Below are 18,165 nucleotides of genomic sequence, written 5' to 3'. Positions count from 1 at the left end.
GGTCAGCAGCGCACGGGGGGCGCTGTCGCTGAGCATATAGGCCTGGCGAGCGCTGGGCAGATCCGGGTCGATCGGCACATAGGCGCCACCGGCCTTGAGGATACCCAATAGCGCCACGACCATTTCCGGTCCGCGACGCAGGCTGACCGCAACCCGCGCATCCGGCTCCACACCCAGTTCGATCAGGCGATGGGCGAGCTGATTGGCCTGTTGGTTGAGCTTGGCGTAAGTGAGCAACGGCCCGCTGTCGCCGCGTACGGCGCAGGCATCCGGACGCTGAGCAGCCTGTTGTTCGATCAGTTGATGGATCAGTACATCGCGCGGATAAGGGTGAGCGGTGTCATTGAAGCCCGCCAGCAACAGCTCGCGCTCGTCGTCCGGCAGTATGGGCAGGCTGTTCAGCGCTGCTTGCGGTGTGTGTTCCAGCGCTTGCACCAGGCTGCGCAGTGCAACCTGCATGTACTCGCCGATGCGCGTGGCACTGATTTGCTTGACGGCCTGAATGGTGAGCATGAAGTCATCGCCCAGGTCATCGACGTTCAGGCACAACGGATAGTTGGTGCGTTCCTCCATGCTCAGCGTCTGAATGCCCTGCCAGGCTGACAATGTTTCGCTCGAGGCCGCACCACCGTTGCTGTGGCGGTAGTTGAGCAAGGTGCTGAACAGCGGCAGCGAACTCGGCACGCCGCTGCAGCGCTGAGCCAGCGACAGCGAGGCATGCTCATGCCCCAGCAGGGTCGACAGGCGCTGGTGGGTGAGCTTGACCGCCGCCAGAGCGCTCTGGCTGCCGACGCCGATGCGCAGCGGCAAGGTGTTGATGAACATTCCCAGCGCCCTGTCGGCGCCGTTGCCGCCCTGCATGCGGCCCATCAGTACGGTACCGAACACCACTTCTTCACGGCCCGACACCCGACCGGCCACCTGAGCCCATGCCAGGTGCGCCAGACTGGCAGCGCTAACCCCTAATTGCCGCGCAATGCTGCGTATACGGCTGCTCAGCTGGCTGTCGAGTACCTGATGCACTTCCTCGATACCACTGCCATCGCCCTGCACGTCCTGTATGCCGTAAGCCAGGGTCGGTTCGTCGATGTCGCCGAGCATGTCGCGGAAAAACGCTTCGTGCTCGGCCTGGCTGATACCCAGACGCGCTTGTGCCACATGGTTGCGATAAGGCACCGGGGCCGGCAATTGTTCGATCTGCCCCTGCAGGCTGGCCTGCATTTCCTCCACCACCACTTCCAGTGATGTGTGATCCAGCGCCAGATGGTGGAACAGCAACATGCCGACCAGGCGCTGGTGGGTGTTGTCCTCGGCATAGGCAATGCGCATCAGCGGCGCCTGGCCAATGTCCAGGCGATAGTGACGTGGGTCAAAACGCTCGCGCAGTCGTGTCAGCACGTCACCGTCGAGCGGATCGATGGCCACCTCTTCCAGGCTCAGTTTAGCGTTGCGCCAGACCACCTGTACCGGCTGCTCAAGCCCTTCCCAGACCACGGCGGTGCGCAGGATGTCGTGGCGTTCGACCACGTTCTGCAGGGCCGCGGCGAAACTGGCCAGGCACTCGCGATCATCGAACGCGAAGAGCATCTGCAAGACATAGGGATCACCTTCATCCGCAGCCAGATGGTGATAGAGAATACCTTCCTGCAAGGGGGCCAGGGCGTAGATGTCCTGAATGTTGGCCAGGCCGCCCGGGACGCTGGCGACTACCCGATCGATCGCTGCCTGATCCAGATCAGCCAGCGGCAGCATGTCCGGGGTAATACGCTCGCAGCCCGGCACGATCAGGTTATCCGGCACCTGTACGTCGGTGTGCCCGCCCACCGCAGCAGCAAGTGCGGCAAGGGTCGGCTGGCTGAACAGCACCCGCACATCAGCCGAAAGGTCGATCTGGCGCATGCGCTCGATCAGTTTGACGGCCAGCAGCGAATGCCCGCCCAGCTCGAAGAAATGATCGTGGCGGCCAACCTGTGGCACTTGCAGCAGAGACTGCCAGATCTGCGCGATGGCGATCTCGACATCGCCTTCGGGCGTCGCGTATTCACGCATTGCCAGTGCCTGCGCATCCGGTGCGGGCAATGCCTTTTGGTCGAGCTTGCCGTTGGCGGTCAGCGGGAAGCTGCCCAGCGCCACAAAAGCACTGGGCACCATGTAATCGGCCAGGGACAGCAGCAACCGCTCACGCAAGTCAGTCGCCACGATCTCGTGGCCGGGCGCAGCGATCACATAGGCCACCAGGCGTTTGTCACCCGGTTGATCTTCGCGGACCAGCACCAGCGCTTCGCGGACCGTGTCACAGGCGGCCAGCGCAGCCTGGATTTCTCCCAGTTCGATACGGAAACCACGAATCTTGACCTGGTCGTCGTTGCGGCCCAGGTAATCGAGACTGCCATCATCCATCCAGCGACCCAGGTCGCCGGTTCGGTACAGACGCGCCTGAGGATCTTTACTGAACGGGTTCGCCAGGAATCGCTCGGCCGTCAGCGCTTCACGATTCAGGTAGCCCCGCGCGACACCGGCGCCGCCGACGTACAGCTCGCCGACCACACCCACCGGCACCGGCTCGCGGCGCGCGTCCAGTACATACAACTGCAAATCGGGAATGCGTACACCGATGGGGCTCACGCCCGCACGTTGCGCATCTGCCGCCACCAGGGGGTGATAGGTCACATGCACCGTGGTTTCGGTGATGCCATACATGTTCACCAACTGCGTACCGGCGTTGATCACCCTGGCGTACCACGGCTTGAGCATCCCGGTATCCAGCGCTTCGCCACCAAAAATCACCTGGCGCAAGGAATGTCGCTGATCGCTCTCGCCCTGGGCGTTGAGCAACTGGCGGAACGCGCTCGGGGTCTGGTTGAGCACCGTCACTTCGGCGCTGCACAACAGCGCGTAGCAGTCTTGCGGGGAGCGGCTGATCAGTTGCGGCACGATCAGCAAACGCCCGCCGTGCAACAGCGCACCCCAGATTTCCCAGACCGAGAAGTCGAACGCGAATGAATGGAACAACGCCCAGACATCCTGCTCGTTGAAACCAAACCAGCTGTGGGTGGCCGAGAACAGCCGGGCCACGTTGCGGTGCTCGACCATTACGCCCTTGGGCAGGCCGGTCGAACCGGAGGTGTAGATGACGTACGCCAGGTGGCGCGGGCTGAGCCCGGTCAGCTGTGGATTGTGACCCGGTTGGGCCTGCAACGCCGGACTGTGCAAATCCACGCGTGGGCCGTCGAACGTACCCAGCAGCGCCAGCCCGGCAGCATCGGCCAGCACCGCCATCGGGGCGCTGTCCTGCAACTGGTAAGCAATACGCTCCGCCGGATAGGCCGGGTCAACCGGCACGTAACCCGCACCGGCCTTGAGCACCCCGAGCAAACCGACAATCATCTCTAGGCTGCGCTCGACGCAGATCGCCACCCGGTCATCCGGCTGCACGCCCAGGCCCAGCAGGTAATGGGCCACCTGATTGGCGCGGGTGTTCAGCTCGGCATAGGTCAGGGTGCGGTCTTCATAGTGCAGGGCCACGGCATTCGGCTGCGCCACCACCCAGGCTTCGAAGGTACGGTGAATCAGGGTGTCATCGGCCTGCAGCGCATGGGGGGTGTTCCAGCTTTCCAGCAGTTGCTGGCGCTCGATCCCGGGCAGGATACGCAGCGCTCCCAGCGCAGCGTCCGGGGTCTGTTCCAGTGCTTGCACCAGGTTTTCCAGCACACAGTGCATGTACGCACATACACGCTTGGCACCGATCTGTCCTTCGGCCATGACGGTCAGGGCGAAACCTTCGCCTATGTCATCCACGCACAAGGTCAGCGGGTAGTTGGTACGTTCTTCGCCGTGCAGCGCCTGAATACCTTCCCAGGCGACCTGCGTATTGTCGCTCGCGGCGACATCACCGGTATGACGGAAATTGAGCAGCGAGCTGAACAATGGCGTCGAAGCGGGTACACCACTGCAACGTTGGGCCAGTACCAGCGAGGCGTGTTCATGGGCCAGCAGCCCGCTGAGTCGCGCATGAATCGCTTTCAGACCGCTGCGCACGCCCTGCTCGCCCAGCGTGACACGCAGTGGCAAGGTGTTGATGAACATTCCCAACGCCCGGTCGGACCCAGCGCCACCTTGCAGGCGACCGAGCAACACGGTGCCGAACACCACATCCTCTTTGCCTGACACAGCGCCCAGTAAACGAGCCCAGGCGAGGTGATACAGGCTGGCAGAACTCACCCCGAGTTGACGAGCCTGTACGCGCAGGCGTCGGCTCAGGTCGACGTCGACCAGCAGGCGTGCTTCCTCGATACCGCTGCCGTCGCCCTGCACGTCCTGCAGACCGAATGGCAGCGTCGGCTCATCGATGTCGCCGAGCATATCGCGGAAAAATACCTCATGCTCTTCACGGCTGACACCGAGCATGGCCTGAGCTACGTAATTGCGATAAGGCACGGACGGCGGCAGCGAGGCTTGCTGACCGAGCATGTGTGCCTCGATTTCGCTTCTGAGAATACGCAGCGACGTGGCGTCGTCCACCAGGTGATGGAATAGCAACATGCCCAGCCAGCGATTGTTCACCTCATCGTGTGCATAACCGATGCGCAGCATCGGTGCCTGACGGATGTCCAGACGCGTGTGGCGCGGGTCGAGACGCTTGAGCAGTTGTTCGGCGATGTCGCCATCGGCCGGGTCCAGCGCCTGCTCATCCAGGCCCAGGGTCGCTTCACGCCAGACCACCTGTACCGGGGCGTCGAGACGTTCCCAAAGCACGGCGGTGCGCAGGATATCGTGCCGCGCGATCACGCCTTGCAGCGCGTGGGCGAAACTGTGCAGACGCTCAAGCCTGTCAAAGGCAAACAGCGCGTATTGCAAATACGGGTCACCCTCGGTAGCGGCAAGGTGGTGATACAAGATCCCCTCCTGCAGCGGCGCCAAGGCATAGATATCCTGCACGTTGGACAGACCGCCGGGCACGCTGGAGACCACGCGATCAATATCGTCCTGGGTGAGCGACACCAGCGGCAGCATATCCGGGGTGATGCGCGAGCAGTCCGCGGGAATAAGGTTGGCGGGAGCCTCGACTTGCCCCTTGCCGCCCACCGCTGCCGCCAGGGCAGACAGGGTCGGCTGGCTGAACAGCACGCGCACATCGGCTACCAGATCGATCTGGCGCATGCGCTCGATCAGTTTCACGGCCAGCAGCGAGTGGCCGCCCAGCTCGAAGAAGTGGTCATGCCGGCCGACCTGCTCGAGTTGCAACAGGTCTTGCCAGATCCGCGCAATGGCCATCTCGGTATCGCCTTCAGGCGCTTCGTAGCCTTGACTGGCCACCGCCGAGCGGTCGGGCGCGGGCAGCGCCTTGCGGTCAAGCTTGCCGTTGGCCGTCAGCGGGAAGCTTTCCAGGCTGACGAAGGCACTCGGCAGCATGTACTCGGCCAGCGACAGGCGCAGTTGCTCGCGCAATCGGCTAGCGTCCGGTTCCAGTCCCGCGGTGCCGATAACATAGGCCACCAGACGCTTGTCACCAGGCTCGTCCTCACGCACCAGCACCAGCGCATCCTGTATACCGTCACACGCGGCGAGTTGCGCTTCGATCTCGCCCAGCTCGATACGGAAGCCGCGAATCTTCACCTGTTCATCGTTACGTCCCAGGTATTCCAGGCTGCCATCGGCCAGCCAGCGACCCAGATCGCCGGTGCGGTACAGGCGCGCACCTGGCGCAGTATTGAACGGGTCATCGAGAAAACGCTCGGCCGTCAATGCTTCACGGTTCAGGTAACCCCGGGCAACACCGGCACCGCCCACGTACAGCTCGCCGATCACGCCTACCGGCACCGGTTCGCCATGGGCGTCGAGCAGGTACAGTTGCAGGTCTGGAATACGCTTGCCGATCGGGCTGGCACCGATACGCTGGGCGTCTTCCGGCTGCAACGGATAATAGGTAACGTGCACGGTGGTTTCGGTAATGCCGTACATGTTGACCAGTTGCGTACCGGCATTCACCTTGCGGGCGTACCACGGCTTGAGCATGGCCGTTTCCAGTGCTTCGCCGCCGAAAATCACCTGGCGCAACGAATGCGCCTGCCCGTGCTCGCCCTGTGCCGCAATCAGTTGGCGGAACGCACTTGGCGTCTGGTTGAGTACCGTTACCCCGGCGCTGCACAGCAGGTTGTAGCAGTCTTCTGGTGAACGGCTGATCAGTTGCGGCACGATCAGCAGACGTCCGCCGTGCAGCAAGGCGCCCCAGATTTCCCAGACCGAGAAGTCAAAGGCGAACGAGTGGAACAGCGCCCAGATATCCTGTTCGCCAAACGCGAACCAGTCTGCGGTGGCCGAAAACAGTCGTGCAACATTGCGATGCTCGACCATCACGCCTTTGGGCAGACCGGTTGAGCCGGAGGTGTAGATGACATAGGCCAGGCTCGCAGCCGTCAGCCCCGCTACCTCTGGATTGCAGACGGATTCGTCCTGCAAGTCGGGATCATCGAGACTGATGATAGGCACTTCCGTCACCGGCAAGGCTTGCTGCACTGACTGCTGGCTCAATAATGCCACCGGCGTGCTGTCACCGAGGGTATAGGCCAGGCGCTCAAGCGGGTACGCCGGATCCAGTGGTACATAACCGGCCCCGGATTTGAGGATCCCCAGCAAGCCGATAATCATCGCCGGGCCACGCTCGACACAGATCGCCACGCGATCATCCGGGCGTACACCCAAGGCCAGCAAGCGATGCGCAACCTGGTTGGCACGCGCGTTGAGTTCGCCGTAGCTCAGGATCTGTTCTTCGAACACCAGAGCGACGGCGTCTGGCTGTTCTGCGGCGCGGGCTTCGAATTGCTGATGGATCGGTGTTTCGTGTGTATCGGTCTTGTTGGGCAGGTTCCACTGTTCGAGCAACTGCGCACGCTCGCTGAGCGGCAGTATCGAAATACTGTGTAACGGCGTTTGCGGCGCCTGTTCCAGCGCATCGACCAGCCCTTCTGTAGCTAACTGCAAATAGTCACAAACACGCAGCGCGCCGATGCTCGCCGTTACCAGTGCTGTGAACAGAAATCCTTCACCCATATCGTCGACGTTGATGGTCAACGGGTAGTTGGTGCGTTCTTCATCGGCCAGCCGCAGCGATTGCATGCCATCCCAAGCCGCCATTGCTTCATCGGTCACGGCCACGCTGCTGTGACGATAGTTGAGCAAGGCGCTGAACAGTGGCGCCGGTGCAACCACGCCACTGCAGCGCTGGGCCAGTGCCAGCGAGGCATGTTCATGGCCGAGTAACCCGGTCAAGCGCCGATGCGTGGCCTTGACTCCGTCACGTACGCCCAGATCGCCGAGGTCTACCCGCAGCGGCAAGGTATTGATGAACATGCCAAGGGCCCGTTCGGCACCCTCGCCGCTTTGCATGCGGCCCATCAGAATGGTGCCGAACACCACCTGTTCACGTCCGCTCAGGCGACCGAGCATCTGCGCGAACGCCAAGTGGATAAGGCTTGCCGCGCTGACCCCAAGCTGCCGTGCCTGTACTCTCAGGCGTTGACTCAAAGCGCCGTCCAGCGCCAGGCTGGCCTGAGCGATAGCGCTGCCGTCGCCTTGCACATCGTGCAGGCCGATGGGCAGCGTCGGCTCGTCGATATCGCCGAGCATGTCCTGGAAGAACAGTTCGTGGTCCTGCTCTTTCAAGCCCAGCCGTGCCTGAGCGACATAGTTGCGGTAAGGAATGGAGTCGGCAAGTTGCTCGGCCTGACCGCGCAGGCAGACCTGCATTTCATAGCGCACCTGATCCAGCGCAGTGTGGTCAAGGATCATGTGGTGAAACATCAGGGTCGCCACCCAGCGCTCGTTGCCGCTGTCCAGGGCACACACCAGGCGCATCAAGGGTGCCTGGCGGATGTCCAGGCGTATCTGGCGCGGGTCCAGGTGCTCTTGCAACTGACGGGCTATATCACCAAGGCAAGGGTTGAACTCAATCTCTTCTACGCTGAGTTCGACATGGCGCCAGACCACCTGCAAAGGCTCATCAAGGCTTTCCCAGTGCATGGACGTGCGCAGGATGTCATGGCGGTTGATAACCGTTTGCAGGGCCTGAGCAAAGGAGTCCAGGTGAGCGCGGCTGTCAAAGGCGAACTGTGCCTGCAATACATAGGGGTCGCCCTGTTCGGCGCTGATGTGGTGATAGAGAATGCCTTCCTGCAAGGGGGCCAGCGGGTAGATGTCCTGCACGTTCGCCGCGCCGCCGGGCACGCAGGCCACCACCTGGTCGATCAGCTCTTGAGTCAGGTCGACCAACGGCAGCATGTCTGGGGTAATTCTCTGGCAATCCACTGGAATACCGTTGGCCGGGATCACCAGATCGTCGACCGCGCCTGACGCTGCGGCCAGTGCCGCCAAGGTCGGCTGGCTGAACAGCGTACGCACATTGGCACTCAGGCCGGCCTGGCGCATACGTTCGATCAGGCTCACTGCCAGCAGCGAATGCCCGCCCAGTTCAAAGAAATGATCGTGGCGACCGACACGTTCGATGTTGAGCAAGTCGCTCCAGATCTTCGCCAGAATGATTTCGGCTGCGCCTTGCGGCTCCTCGTAGCCGCCACGGATCAGTGCATCACCGTCCGGTGCTGGTAGGGCCTTGCGGTCTAGTTTGCCGTTCGGGGTCAGCGGCAGCGCATCAAGACGCACATAGGCCACAGGGATCATATAGGCCGGCAGTTGCTCCTGCAGCCAGTCGCGCAGGCTATCGATGTCTGGCTCATTGTGGGCGGCCTGGACGGTGTAATAAGCCACCAGGCGTTTGTCGCCCGGGATGTCCTCACGGGCGGTGACTACTGCTTCATGGACCGCCGGGTGTTTGGCCAGCAGTGCATCGATCTCGCCCAGTTCGATACGGAAACCACGGATCTTCACCTGGTCGTCGTTACGGCCCAGGTATTCGATGTTGCCGTCTGGCAGATACCGGCCAAGGTCGCCGGTACGGTACATGCGTGCCGCTGGGTTTTGGCTGAACGGGTCGTTGAGGAAGCGCTCGGCAGTGAGGTCGTCACGGTTCAGATACCCCCGCGCCACACCGGCACCGCCGATGTAGATTTCACCGACAACACCCATCGGCACAGGCTGTTGCTGTGGGTCCAGCAGGTAAAACTGCGTGTTGCCGACCGGTTTGCCGATGTGTACAGCGAAACCGTCTTCGCGGTCCATCGCCACCCAGCTTGAATAGGTGGTGGTTTCAGACGGGCCATAGAGGTTGCACAGGCGCTGCACGCCAGTCTTCTCGAACAGCGATTCCACCAGGCTGCGCTTGAGCGCTTCACCGGCCACGTTCACTGTGTGCACAGATTCTGGCAAGCCGTTAACTTCCAGCAGCGCTTTAAGCGCCGAGGGTACGGTGTTGATCAGGCCGATATCGTGCTCGCCGTGTTGCAGTTCCAGCACGTTTTTGACAACTTCGATACTGCCGCCCGATGTCAGCGGCGCAAAGCACTCGTAGACGGCGAGGTCGAAGTTCAGCGAAGTGGAGAACAGCGTTTTTTCCAGTGCCGAAGCGTCGAATGCATTATGTGCCCAGCTCAGGAAGTTAACGGTGTTGCGGTGTTCGATCATCACGCCTTTTGGCAGGCCGGTGGAGCCCGAGGTGTAGATCAGGTACGCCAGATGCGCCGAAGTCAGCCTCGGCACCTGCGGATTCTGGACGGATTCGTCCTGCCAATCGCTCAGATCAAGATTGATCACAGGCACCGAAACATCGGCTAGCAAGCCCTGAGTAGCGGTCTGAGCAAGCACCGCTGCCGGAGCGCTGTCCTGCAACATGTAAGCAATACGTTCTACCGGATACGCCGGATCGAGCGGCACATACCCGCCGCCCGCCTTGAGGATCGCCAGCAATCCAACGACCATCTCGGCACTGCGTTCAACGCAGATACCAACGCGGGAATCCGGCTGCACGCCCTGCTTGCGCAAGGCATGGGCCAGGCGGTTAGCCTGCTCGTTAAGCTCACGATACGTCAGGCGCTGTTCGCCGTGGACGACGGCCAGCGCTTCCGGTGTGCGCTCGGCTTGCGCTTCAAACAGGCCATGGATGGTCTGCTGCTGCGGATAATCCAGCGCAGTGTCGTTGAAACCCACCAGTAACCGCTCGCGCTCGTCGGCAGGCAGGATCGACAGGCTATCGAGGGGCGCGGTTGATGCTTGCTCCAGTGCCTGAATCAACTGATCGAGCGCAGTGTGCATGTATCCGCATATGCGCTGCGCGCCGACAACAGTCGTCGTCAGCGCAGTCAGTTTGAAGCCTTCACCCAGGTCATCAACGTTCAACGTCAATGGGTAGTTGGTGCGTTCCTCACTGCTCAGGGCATGAATACCCTGCCAGGCCTGCATGGCCTGTTCGGACGCGCTGCCGCCTCCACTATGACGATAGTTGAGCAGCGCGCTGAACAGCGGCGTCGGTGCGACAACACCACTGCAACGCTGGGCCAATGCCAGCGAGGCATGTTCGTGACCGAGCAAGGCCGTCAGGCGCTTATGAGTGGCCTTGACCCCGTCACGTACGCCCTGCTCGCCCACCGATACCCGCAGCGGCAAGGTGTTGATGAACATCCCCAGGGCCCGCTCGGTTCCTTCGCCACCTTGCATCCGGCCCATCAGGACGGTGCCGAACACCACATCCTGCCTGTTTGACACCTTGCCCAACACCTGAGCCCAGGCCAGGTGCACCAGGCTCGCGGCACTCACCCCCTGTTGCCGGGCCTGAGCCCGCAGACGCATGTTCATCTGAGGGGCCAGCGCCAGGCTGGCTTCCTCGATGTCACGACCTTCACCCTGCACATCCTGCAAACCGAACGGCAGCGTCGGCTCGTCGATATCGCCGAGCATGTCGCGGAAAAATGCTTCGTGATCGGCCTGGCTGACACCCAGGCGTGCCTGGGCCACATAGTTGCGATACGGCACGGGTACCGACGCTGCCAACGTGTCGGCCTCGCCCGCCAGCCATGCCTGCATTTCATGCTTCACCACTTCCAGCGCTACGTGGTCCAGGGCCATGTGATGGAACAGCAGCATCGCGCAGATGCGCTGGTTGAGCGGGTCTTCGGCATAGGCCACGCGCATCAAAGGTGCCTGGCCGATGTCCAGCCGGTAGTGACGCGGATCAAAGCGGCGGTGCAGTTGTGCACCGATATCGCCGTCTTCCGGATCGAGCTCAAGTGCGTCAAGGTGCAACTGTGCCTGACGCCAGACCACTTGCACCGGCGAGTCCAGACCGTCCCATACCACGCTGGTGCGCAGAATGTCGTGACGATCGATGACCATCTGCAAGGCCTGAACGAAGGCGTTCAGACGCTCGCGGTTATCGAAGGCGAACTGTGTCTGCAACACATAGGGGTCGCCGATTTCGGCGGCCAGGTGGTGATAAAGAATGCCTGACTGCAGAGGCGCCAGGGGGTAGATGTCCTGCACATTGGCAACACCGCCCGGCACAGTGGCTACGACTTGATCGATCTGCGCCTGAGTCAGGTCGGCCAGTGGCAGCAGCTCAGGCGTAATGCGTTGGCAGTCCACGCTGATCAGGTTGGCGGGTACCACGATCTCGGTGCCACCGCCGACCGCCGCGGCCAGTGCAGCCAGGGTGGGCTGGCTGAACAGCACGCGCACGTCGGCGCGCAGGCCCAACTGGCGCATACGCCCGGTCAGGCTCACTGCCAGCAGCGAATGGCCGCCGAGTTCGAAGAAGTGGTCGTGACGCCCAACCTGTGCGACACCCAGCAGGTCTTGCCAGATTACCGCGATCTGCTCCTCGATTTCGCCTTGCGGTGCTTCGTAGCCACGGCTGATCAGCGCCTCACTGTCCGGTGCTGGTAGTGCTTTGCGATCCAGCTTGCCGTTGGGGGTCAGCGGCAGCTTCTCCAGCATCACGTAAATGGCTGGAACCATGTACTCAGGCAGCTTTTCCTGCAAATGGCTGCGCAGGCTGTCGATGTCTACCGAAGCATGCCCTGTGCTCAGGGTGTAATAAGCTACCAGGCGCTTGTCGCCCGGTACGTCTTCGCGAGCAGTCACCACCGCTTCGTGGATAGCCGGGTATTTGGCCAGACGTGCGTCGATCTCGCCCAGTTCGATACGGAAACCGCGGATCTTCACCTGATCGTCGTTACGGCCCAGGTATTCGATATTGCCGTGTGGCAAGTAACGGCCAAGGTCACCGGTACGATACATGCGTGCCGCGGGCTGCGGGCTGAACGGGTCTTTAAGGAAGCGCTCCGCAGTGAGGTCGTCACGGTTCAAGTAGCCTCGCGCCACACCGGCTCCGCCGATGTAGATTTCACCCGCAACACCCAGTGGAACAGGCTGCAGTTGCTTATCCAGCAGGTAAAACTGCGTATTGCCGACCGGTTTGCCGATGTGCGCAGCGAAGCCGTCTTCGCGGTCCATGGCCACCCAACTGGAGTAGGTGGTGGTTTCCGATGGGCCATAGAGGTTGCACAGACGCTGCACGCTGGTTTTCTCGAACAGCGATTCAACCAGACTGTGTTTGAGGGCTTCACCGGCCACGTTCACGGTGTGAACCGATTCCGGCAGACCGTCAACGTCCAGCAGCGCCTTGAGCGCTGAGGGTACGGTGTTGATCAGGCCGATATCGTGTTCGCCGTGTTGCAGTTCAAGGACGTTTTTGACGACTTCGATACTGCCGCCCGAGGTCAGTGGCGCAAAGCACTCGTAGACGGCGAGGTCGAAGTTCAGCGAAGTGGAGAACAGCGTTTTTTCCAGTGCCGAGTGGTTTGTGCCAGCATCGAAAGCCGCGTGCGCCCACGTCAGAAAGTTCACGGTGTTCCGGTGTTCGATCATTACGCCTTTCGGCAGACCGGTCGAACCCGAGGTGTAGATCAGGTACGCCAGATGCGCCGAGGTCAGCTCCGCCACCTGCGGGTTCTGGACGGATTCGTCCTGCCAGTTGCTTAGATCAAGATTGATCACAGGTACCGAAACGTCGGCCAGTAACGCTTCAGTGGCCGACTGGGTCAGTACCGCGGCAGGCGCACTGTCCTGCAGCATGTAGGCAATACGTTCTGCTGGATAAGCTGGGTCCAGCGGCACATAACCGCCGCCCGCTTTAAGGATTGCCAGCAAGCCGACGAGCATGTCGGCGCCGCGCTCAACGCAGATACCAACCCGCGAATCAGGCTGAACGCCTTGCTTGCGCAACGCATGGGCCAGACGGTTGGCCTGCTCGTTAAGCTCGCGATACGTCAGGCGCTGTTCGCCGTGAACCACTGCCAGGGCTTGCGGCGTGCGCTCCACCTGCGCTTCGAACATCCCATGAATGGTCTGCTGCTGCGGGTAATCCAGTGCGGTGTCGTTGAACGTCACCAGCAACTGCTCGCGCTCGACGGCTGGCAAAATCGACAAACTTTGTAGCGACGCTTGTGGCATCAACTCAAGTGCGTCCACCAGATGTTCCAGCGCCGTGTGCATATAGCCACACACGCGCTGCGCACCGACAGTGATCGTCGCCAGCGCAGTCAGTTTGAAGTCCTCACCAAAGTCATCGACGTTCAACGTCAATGGATAGTTGGTGCGTTCTTCACTGTTCAGGGCACGAATACCCTGCCAGGCCTGGGCGGTCCGTTCTGAAGCGCTGCCAACCGCACTGTGGCGGTAGTTGAGCAGTGCGCTGAACAGCGGCGTCAGCGCGGACACTCCGCTGCAACGCTGAGCCAATGCGAGGGATGCATGTTCGTGAGCGAGCAACGCGGTGAGTTGCGCGTGTGTCGCCTTGACCCCGGCGCGTACCCCTTGCCCGCCCACGGCAACCCGCAGCGGCAAGGTGTTGATGAACATTCCCAGCGCCCGATCAGCGCCCTCGCCGGCCTGCATACGGCCCAGCAGTACGGTGCCGAACACCACGTCGCGACGATCGGAAACCTTGCCCAGCACCTGAGCCCAGGCCAGATGCACCAGACTGGCGGCACTCACACCCTGTTGTCGGGCCTGAGCACGCAGTCGCAGGCTTAACTGGCTGTCCACCACCAGGACAGCTTCTTCGATATCATGGCCATCGCCCTGCACATCCTGCAGGCCGAAAGGCAGCGTCGGTTCGTCGATGTCGCCCAGCATGTCGCGGAAAAACACTTCATGATCAGCCTGGCTGACACCCAGACGCGCCTGAGCCACGTAGTTGCGGTATGGCACGGGCGCCGACAAGGTTTCACTCTCGCCGAGCAGCCAGGCCTGCATTTCATGCTGCACAACGTCCATCGCCGTGTGATCCAGGGCCATATGATGGAACAGCAGCATCGCGGTGATTCGCTGATTGAGCGGGTCCTCGGCATAGACCAGACGCATCAGTGGCGCTTGAGTCATATCGAGGCAGTAGTGCCGCGGATCGAAGCGGCTATGCAGTTGCGCGCCGATCTCGCCGTCCGCAGGGTCAAGTTCAAGCCCTTCAAGGTGCAACTGCGCCTGGCGCCAGACCACTTGCACCGGTGAGTCCAGACCATCCCATACCACCCCGGTACGCAGAATGTCGTGACGATCGATGACCATCTGCAAAGCCTGAACGAAGGCGTCCAGGCGCTCGCGGTTGTCAAAGGCGAACTGGGCCTGCAGCACATAGGGGTCGCCGGCCTCGGCTGCCATGTGATGATAGAGAATGCCTTCCTGCAACGGCGCCAGCGCGTAGATATCCTGAACATTTGCAACGCCGCCAGGCACAGTGGCGACCACCTGATCGATCTGCACCTGGGTCAGATTCGCCAACGGCAACAGTTCCGGGGTGATGCGCTCGCAGCCTTTGTCTATCAGATTGGCCGGTACCTTGATGTCATGGCTTGCGCCGACAGCTGCGGCCAGTGCGGCCAGCGTGGGCTGGCTGAACAGCACGCGAACATCTGCGCTCAGGCCCGCCTGGCGCATGCGTTCGATCAGACTGACCGCCAGTAGCGAGTGCCCGCCGAGCTCAAAGAAGTGATCCTGACGGCCGACGCGTTCAACGTTGAGCAATTCGGACCATAAGCGCGCCAGGGTAATTTCCACTTCACCCTCGGGTGCCTGGAATTCACGGCTGGCATAGGCGTCTGCGTCTGGTACCGGCAAGACTCGGCGATCAAGCTTGCCGTTGGCGGTCAGCGGGAACGAATCCAGCACCATAAAGGCGCTTGGGACCATGTATTCGGCCAGAGACGCCGCCAGTTCGCGGCGCAGTTCGACCGCTGACAAGGCGCTGTTTTCTTCACCGATGACGTACGCCACCAGGCGTTTGTGTCCAGGCTCGTCCTGGCGGGCCAGCACCACCGCCTCTCTGACGCCAGGGCAGTCGACCAGACGCGCTTCGATTTCACCCAGTTCGATACGGAAACCTCGGATTTTCACCTGGTCGTCGTTACGGCCCAGATACTCGATCACCCCGTCTGCGTTCCAGCGACCAAGGTCGCCGGTGCGGTACAACAGGGCTCCAGCGTCCTCACTGAAAGGATTGGCGATAAACTGCGTAGCGTTCAGCTCCGGGCGGTTCAAGTAACCCTTGGCCACGCCCTGCCCGCCGATATACAGCTCTCCGACCACACCGATCGCCACCGGTTGGCGTAGGGCGTCGAGCACATAGACCTGGCTGTTGCCAATCGGGCGGCCGATAGGAATACCGCCGTTGCCGACCGAGGTGATCTCATGGATTGTAGAGAAGGTCGTCGCTTCGGTCGGGCCGTAGCCATTGAGCAAGTATCTCGGTGCGCCGTCTTTCAATACCCTGGCGATCACTGCCGGGTCCAGCACATCACCACCAACGATCAGGTAGCGCAATCTGGCGAAAGCCTCCATCAGGCCGTCGGCATATTGATGGAACAGGCCCGCGGTCATCCACAGCACGCTGACTGACTGGGACAGCAACAGCGCACGGAACTCGTCGAGAGACAGCAATACCGACTGCTCCACCACGACCACACAGCCGCCATTGAGCAGTGGCGCCCATACATCCAGGGTGCTGGCGTCGAAAGCCGGGTTGGAGGCGAACGCTACACGATCCCTGGCATTGAAATCGGCATAATTGTTGTTGAGCACCAGACGGCTGACAGCACGATGCGGCACCAATACGCCTTTGGGCATACCGGTGGAACCGGAGGTGTACATGATGTAGGCCACCGACTCGGCGGACGCTGACGGTAGCGGGTCAGGCGCATCGTTTTGCAGTTCCAGCAGGTCAAGGTCAATCCGCTGGATGCCTTCAGGCAGATGATGGCGAGCCAGCGTCAATACGTAACGCGCTGTGCAGTCTTGCAGCATGAATGCCTGACGCTCGGCGGGGGCATTTATATCTAGCGGTACATAGGCCGCCCCGCATTTGACGATCGCCAACTGCCCGGCCAGCAGATCAAGGGAACGCTCCAGCAGCAACGCCACCCGCTCGCCCGGTTGCACGCCGAGGTCGGTCAGGTGACGGGCCAACGCGTTGGCGCGACTGTTGAGTTCATGGTAGGTCAGTTGCTGGTCATCTTGTACAGCGGCCAGCGCATCGGGCTGCGTTGCCACTCGTTGTTCGAACAGTTCCTGCAGGCTGCTGTTATGTGAGTAGTCGCGTGCCGTGTCATTGAAGGCGTGCAGCACTTGCTGGCGTTCGGTTGACGAGAGGATTTGCAAACGCTGCAACGGGGTTTGCGGCTGCTGCTCAAGCGCCTCGACCAGCGCACCGAGTGCCGTCAGCATATAGTTGCCGATGCGCTCTGCACCAACCTGTGCCATGGCTTGAACCGTCAGGCTGAAGCCTTGGCCCAGGTCGTTCACCGACAGCGTGATCGGGTAAGTACTGCGCTCCTCGCTGCCCAGGCTCTGCAAGCCTTTCCAGGCCTGGAGCGCCTCTGACGAAACGACTGGTTCGCTGGCACTGTGGCGATAATTGAGCAGCGAATTGAACAACGGTGCCGGTGCGGCCACACCACTGCAACGCTGGGCCTGGGCCAGGGATGCGTGTTCGTGACCGAGCAATGCGGTTAGCCGTGCGTGGGTGGTTCTGACCCCTTCGCGCACCGCATGCCCTTCAAGCTTGACTCGCAACGGCAAGGTGTTGATGAACATACCCAATGCCCGGTCGGCGCCATTACCGCCCTGCATCCGGCCCATCAGTACCGTGCCGAAAACCACGTCCGACTTGCCTGACAGCGCACCCACCACCCGCGCCCATGCGAGGTGATGCAGGCTCGCGGCACTGACCCCTAGCTGCTTTGCCAGGGTTCGCAGGCGCGCGCTCAATGCGTCATCGACGGGCAGGCGCACATCTTCGATCAGCGAGTCGCTGCCCGGCGTTTCGAGCACGCCGAACGGCAGCGTTGGCTCATCGATATCGGCCAGCATTTCGCGAAAGAAACCTTCATGAGCATCTGCCCCGACACCCAGCCGCACCTGTGCCACGTAGTTGCGATACGGCACGGCTTCGGGCAAGGCGTGGCCTTCGCCGAGCAGAAAGGCCTGCATCTCGTGTTTCACCAGTTCCAGCGCGGCGTGGTCAATGGCAATGTGGTGGTACAGCAGGATAGCGACCCAGCGGGCATTGGCCGGATCTTCAACGCACACCATGCGCATCAGCGGCGCATCGCGCAGGTCCAGGCGGTGATGCCGGGTATCAAACCGCTCGCGCAACTGGGTCTCGATGGGGCCGTCAGCCGCGTCCAGTGTCAGCTCATCCACTGTCAGCGTCGCCTCGCGCAACACCACTTGCACCGGTTCGTCGAGACCTTCCCAGACCATTGCCGTGCGCAGGATGTCATGGCGATCGATCACCGCCTGCAGTGCCTGGGCGAAGTCATCGAGACGTTCGCGACTCTCGGCCCCGAACAGATCCTGCAATACATAGGGATCGCCCTGCCCGGCCGTCAGGTGATGATAGAGAATCCCTTCCTGCAGGGGCGCCAGCGGGTAGATGTCCTGCACATTGCCAGCGCCGCCCGGGACGGCGTCGACGATTCTGTCGATCGCTTCCTGGCTCAGCTTGGCCAGCGGCAGCATGTCCGCGGTAATGCGAAAGGCCGGGCTGAGCCAGTCACCTCCCATTCGAGCCACCAGCGTCAGCAGTTCCGCCCTGTGCACGCTCAGGCTTTCGAGGGTGGCACTGTCCAGCCCCTCGTCGTCTCCGAGAATCACGAGATCGTCTTCTTCCTGTTGAAGACGGATCGCATGCGTGGAAAGAACTGCCATCAATTCGCTGAAGTGCAT

1 protein-coding gene (running past one end of the window) is annotated in these 18,165 nt (G+C 61.7%); it reads right to left on the bottom strand.

The window, feature by feature from the left end; translation table 11 throughout:
• Positions 1-18,165 carry the start of a syringopeptin non-ribosomal peptide synthetase SypC gene (sypC, locus tag BLR16_RS01665; RefSeq protein WP_092194062.1) on the bottom strand. Its footprint begins 22,413 nt before the window's first position, so only the first 18,165 of its 40,578 coding nucleotides appear in the window; its start codon is at positions 18,163-18,165; its stop codon lies beyond the left edge, outside the window.

The sequence above is a fragment of the Pseudomonas sp. BS3767 genome (assembly GCF_900099665.1).
Classification (GTDB): Bacteria; Pseudomonadota; Gammaproteobacteria; order Pseudomonadales; family Pseudomonadaceae; genus Aquipseudomonas; species Aquipseudomonas cerasi.
This window is presented reverse-complemented; position numbering and strand designations above follow the sequence as displayed.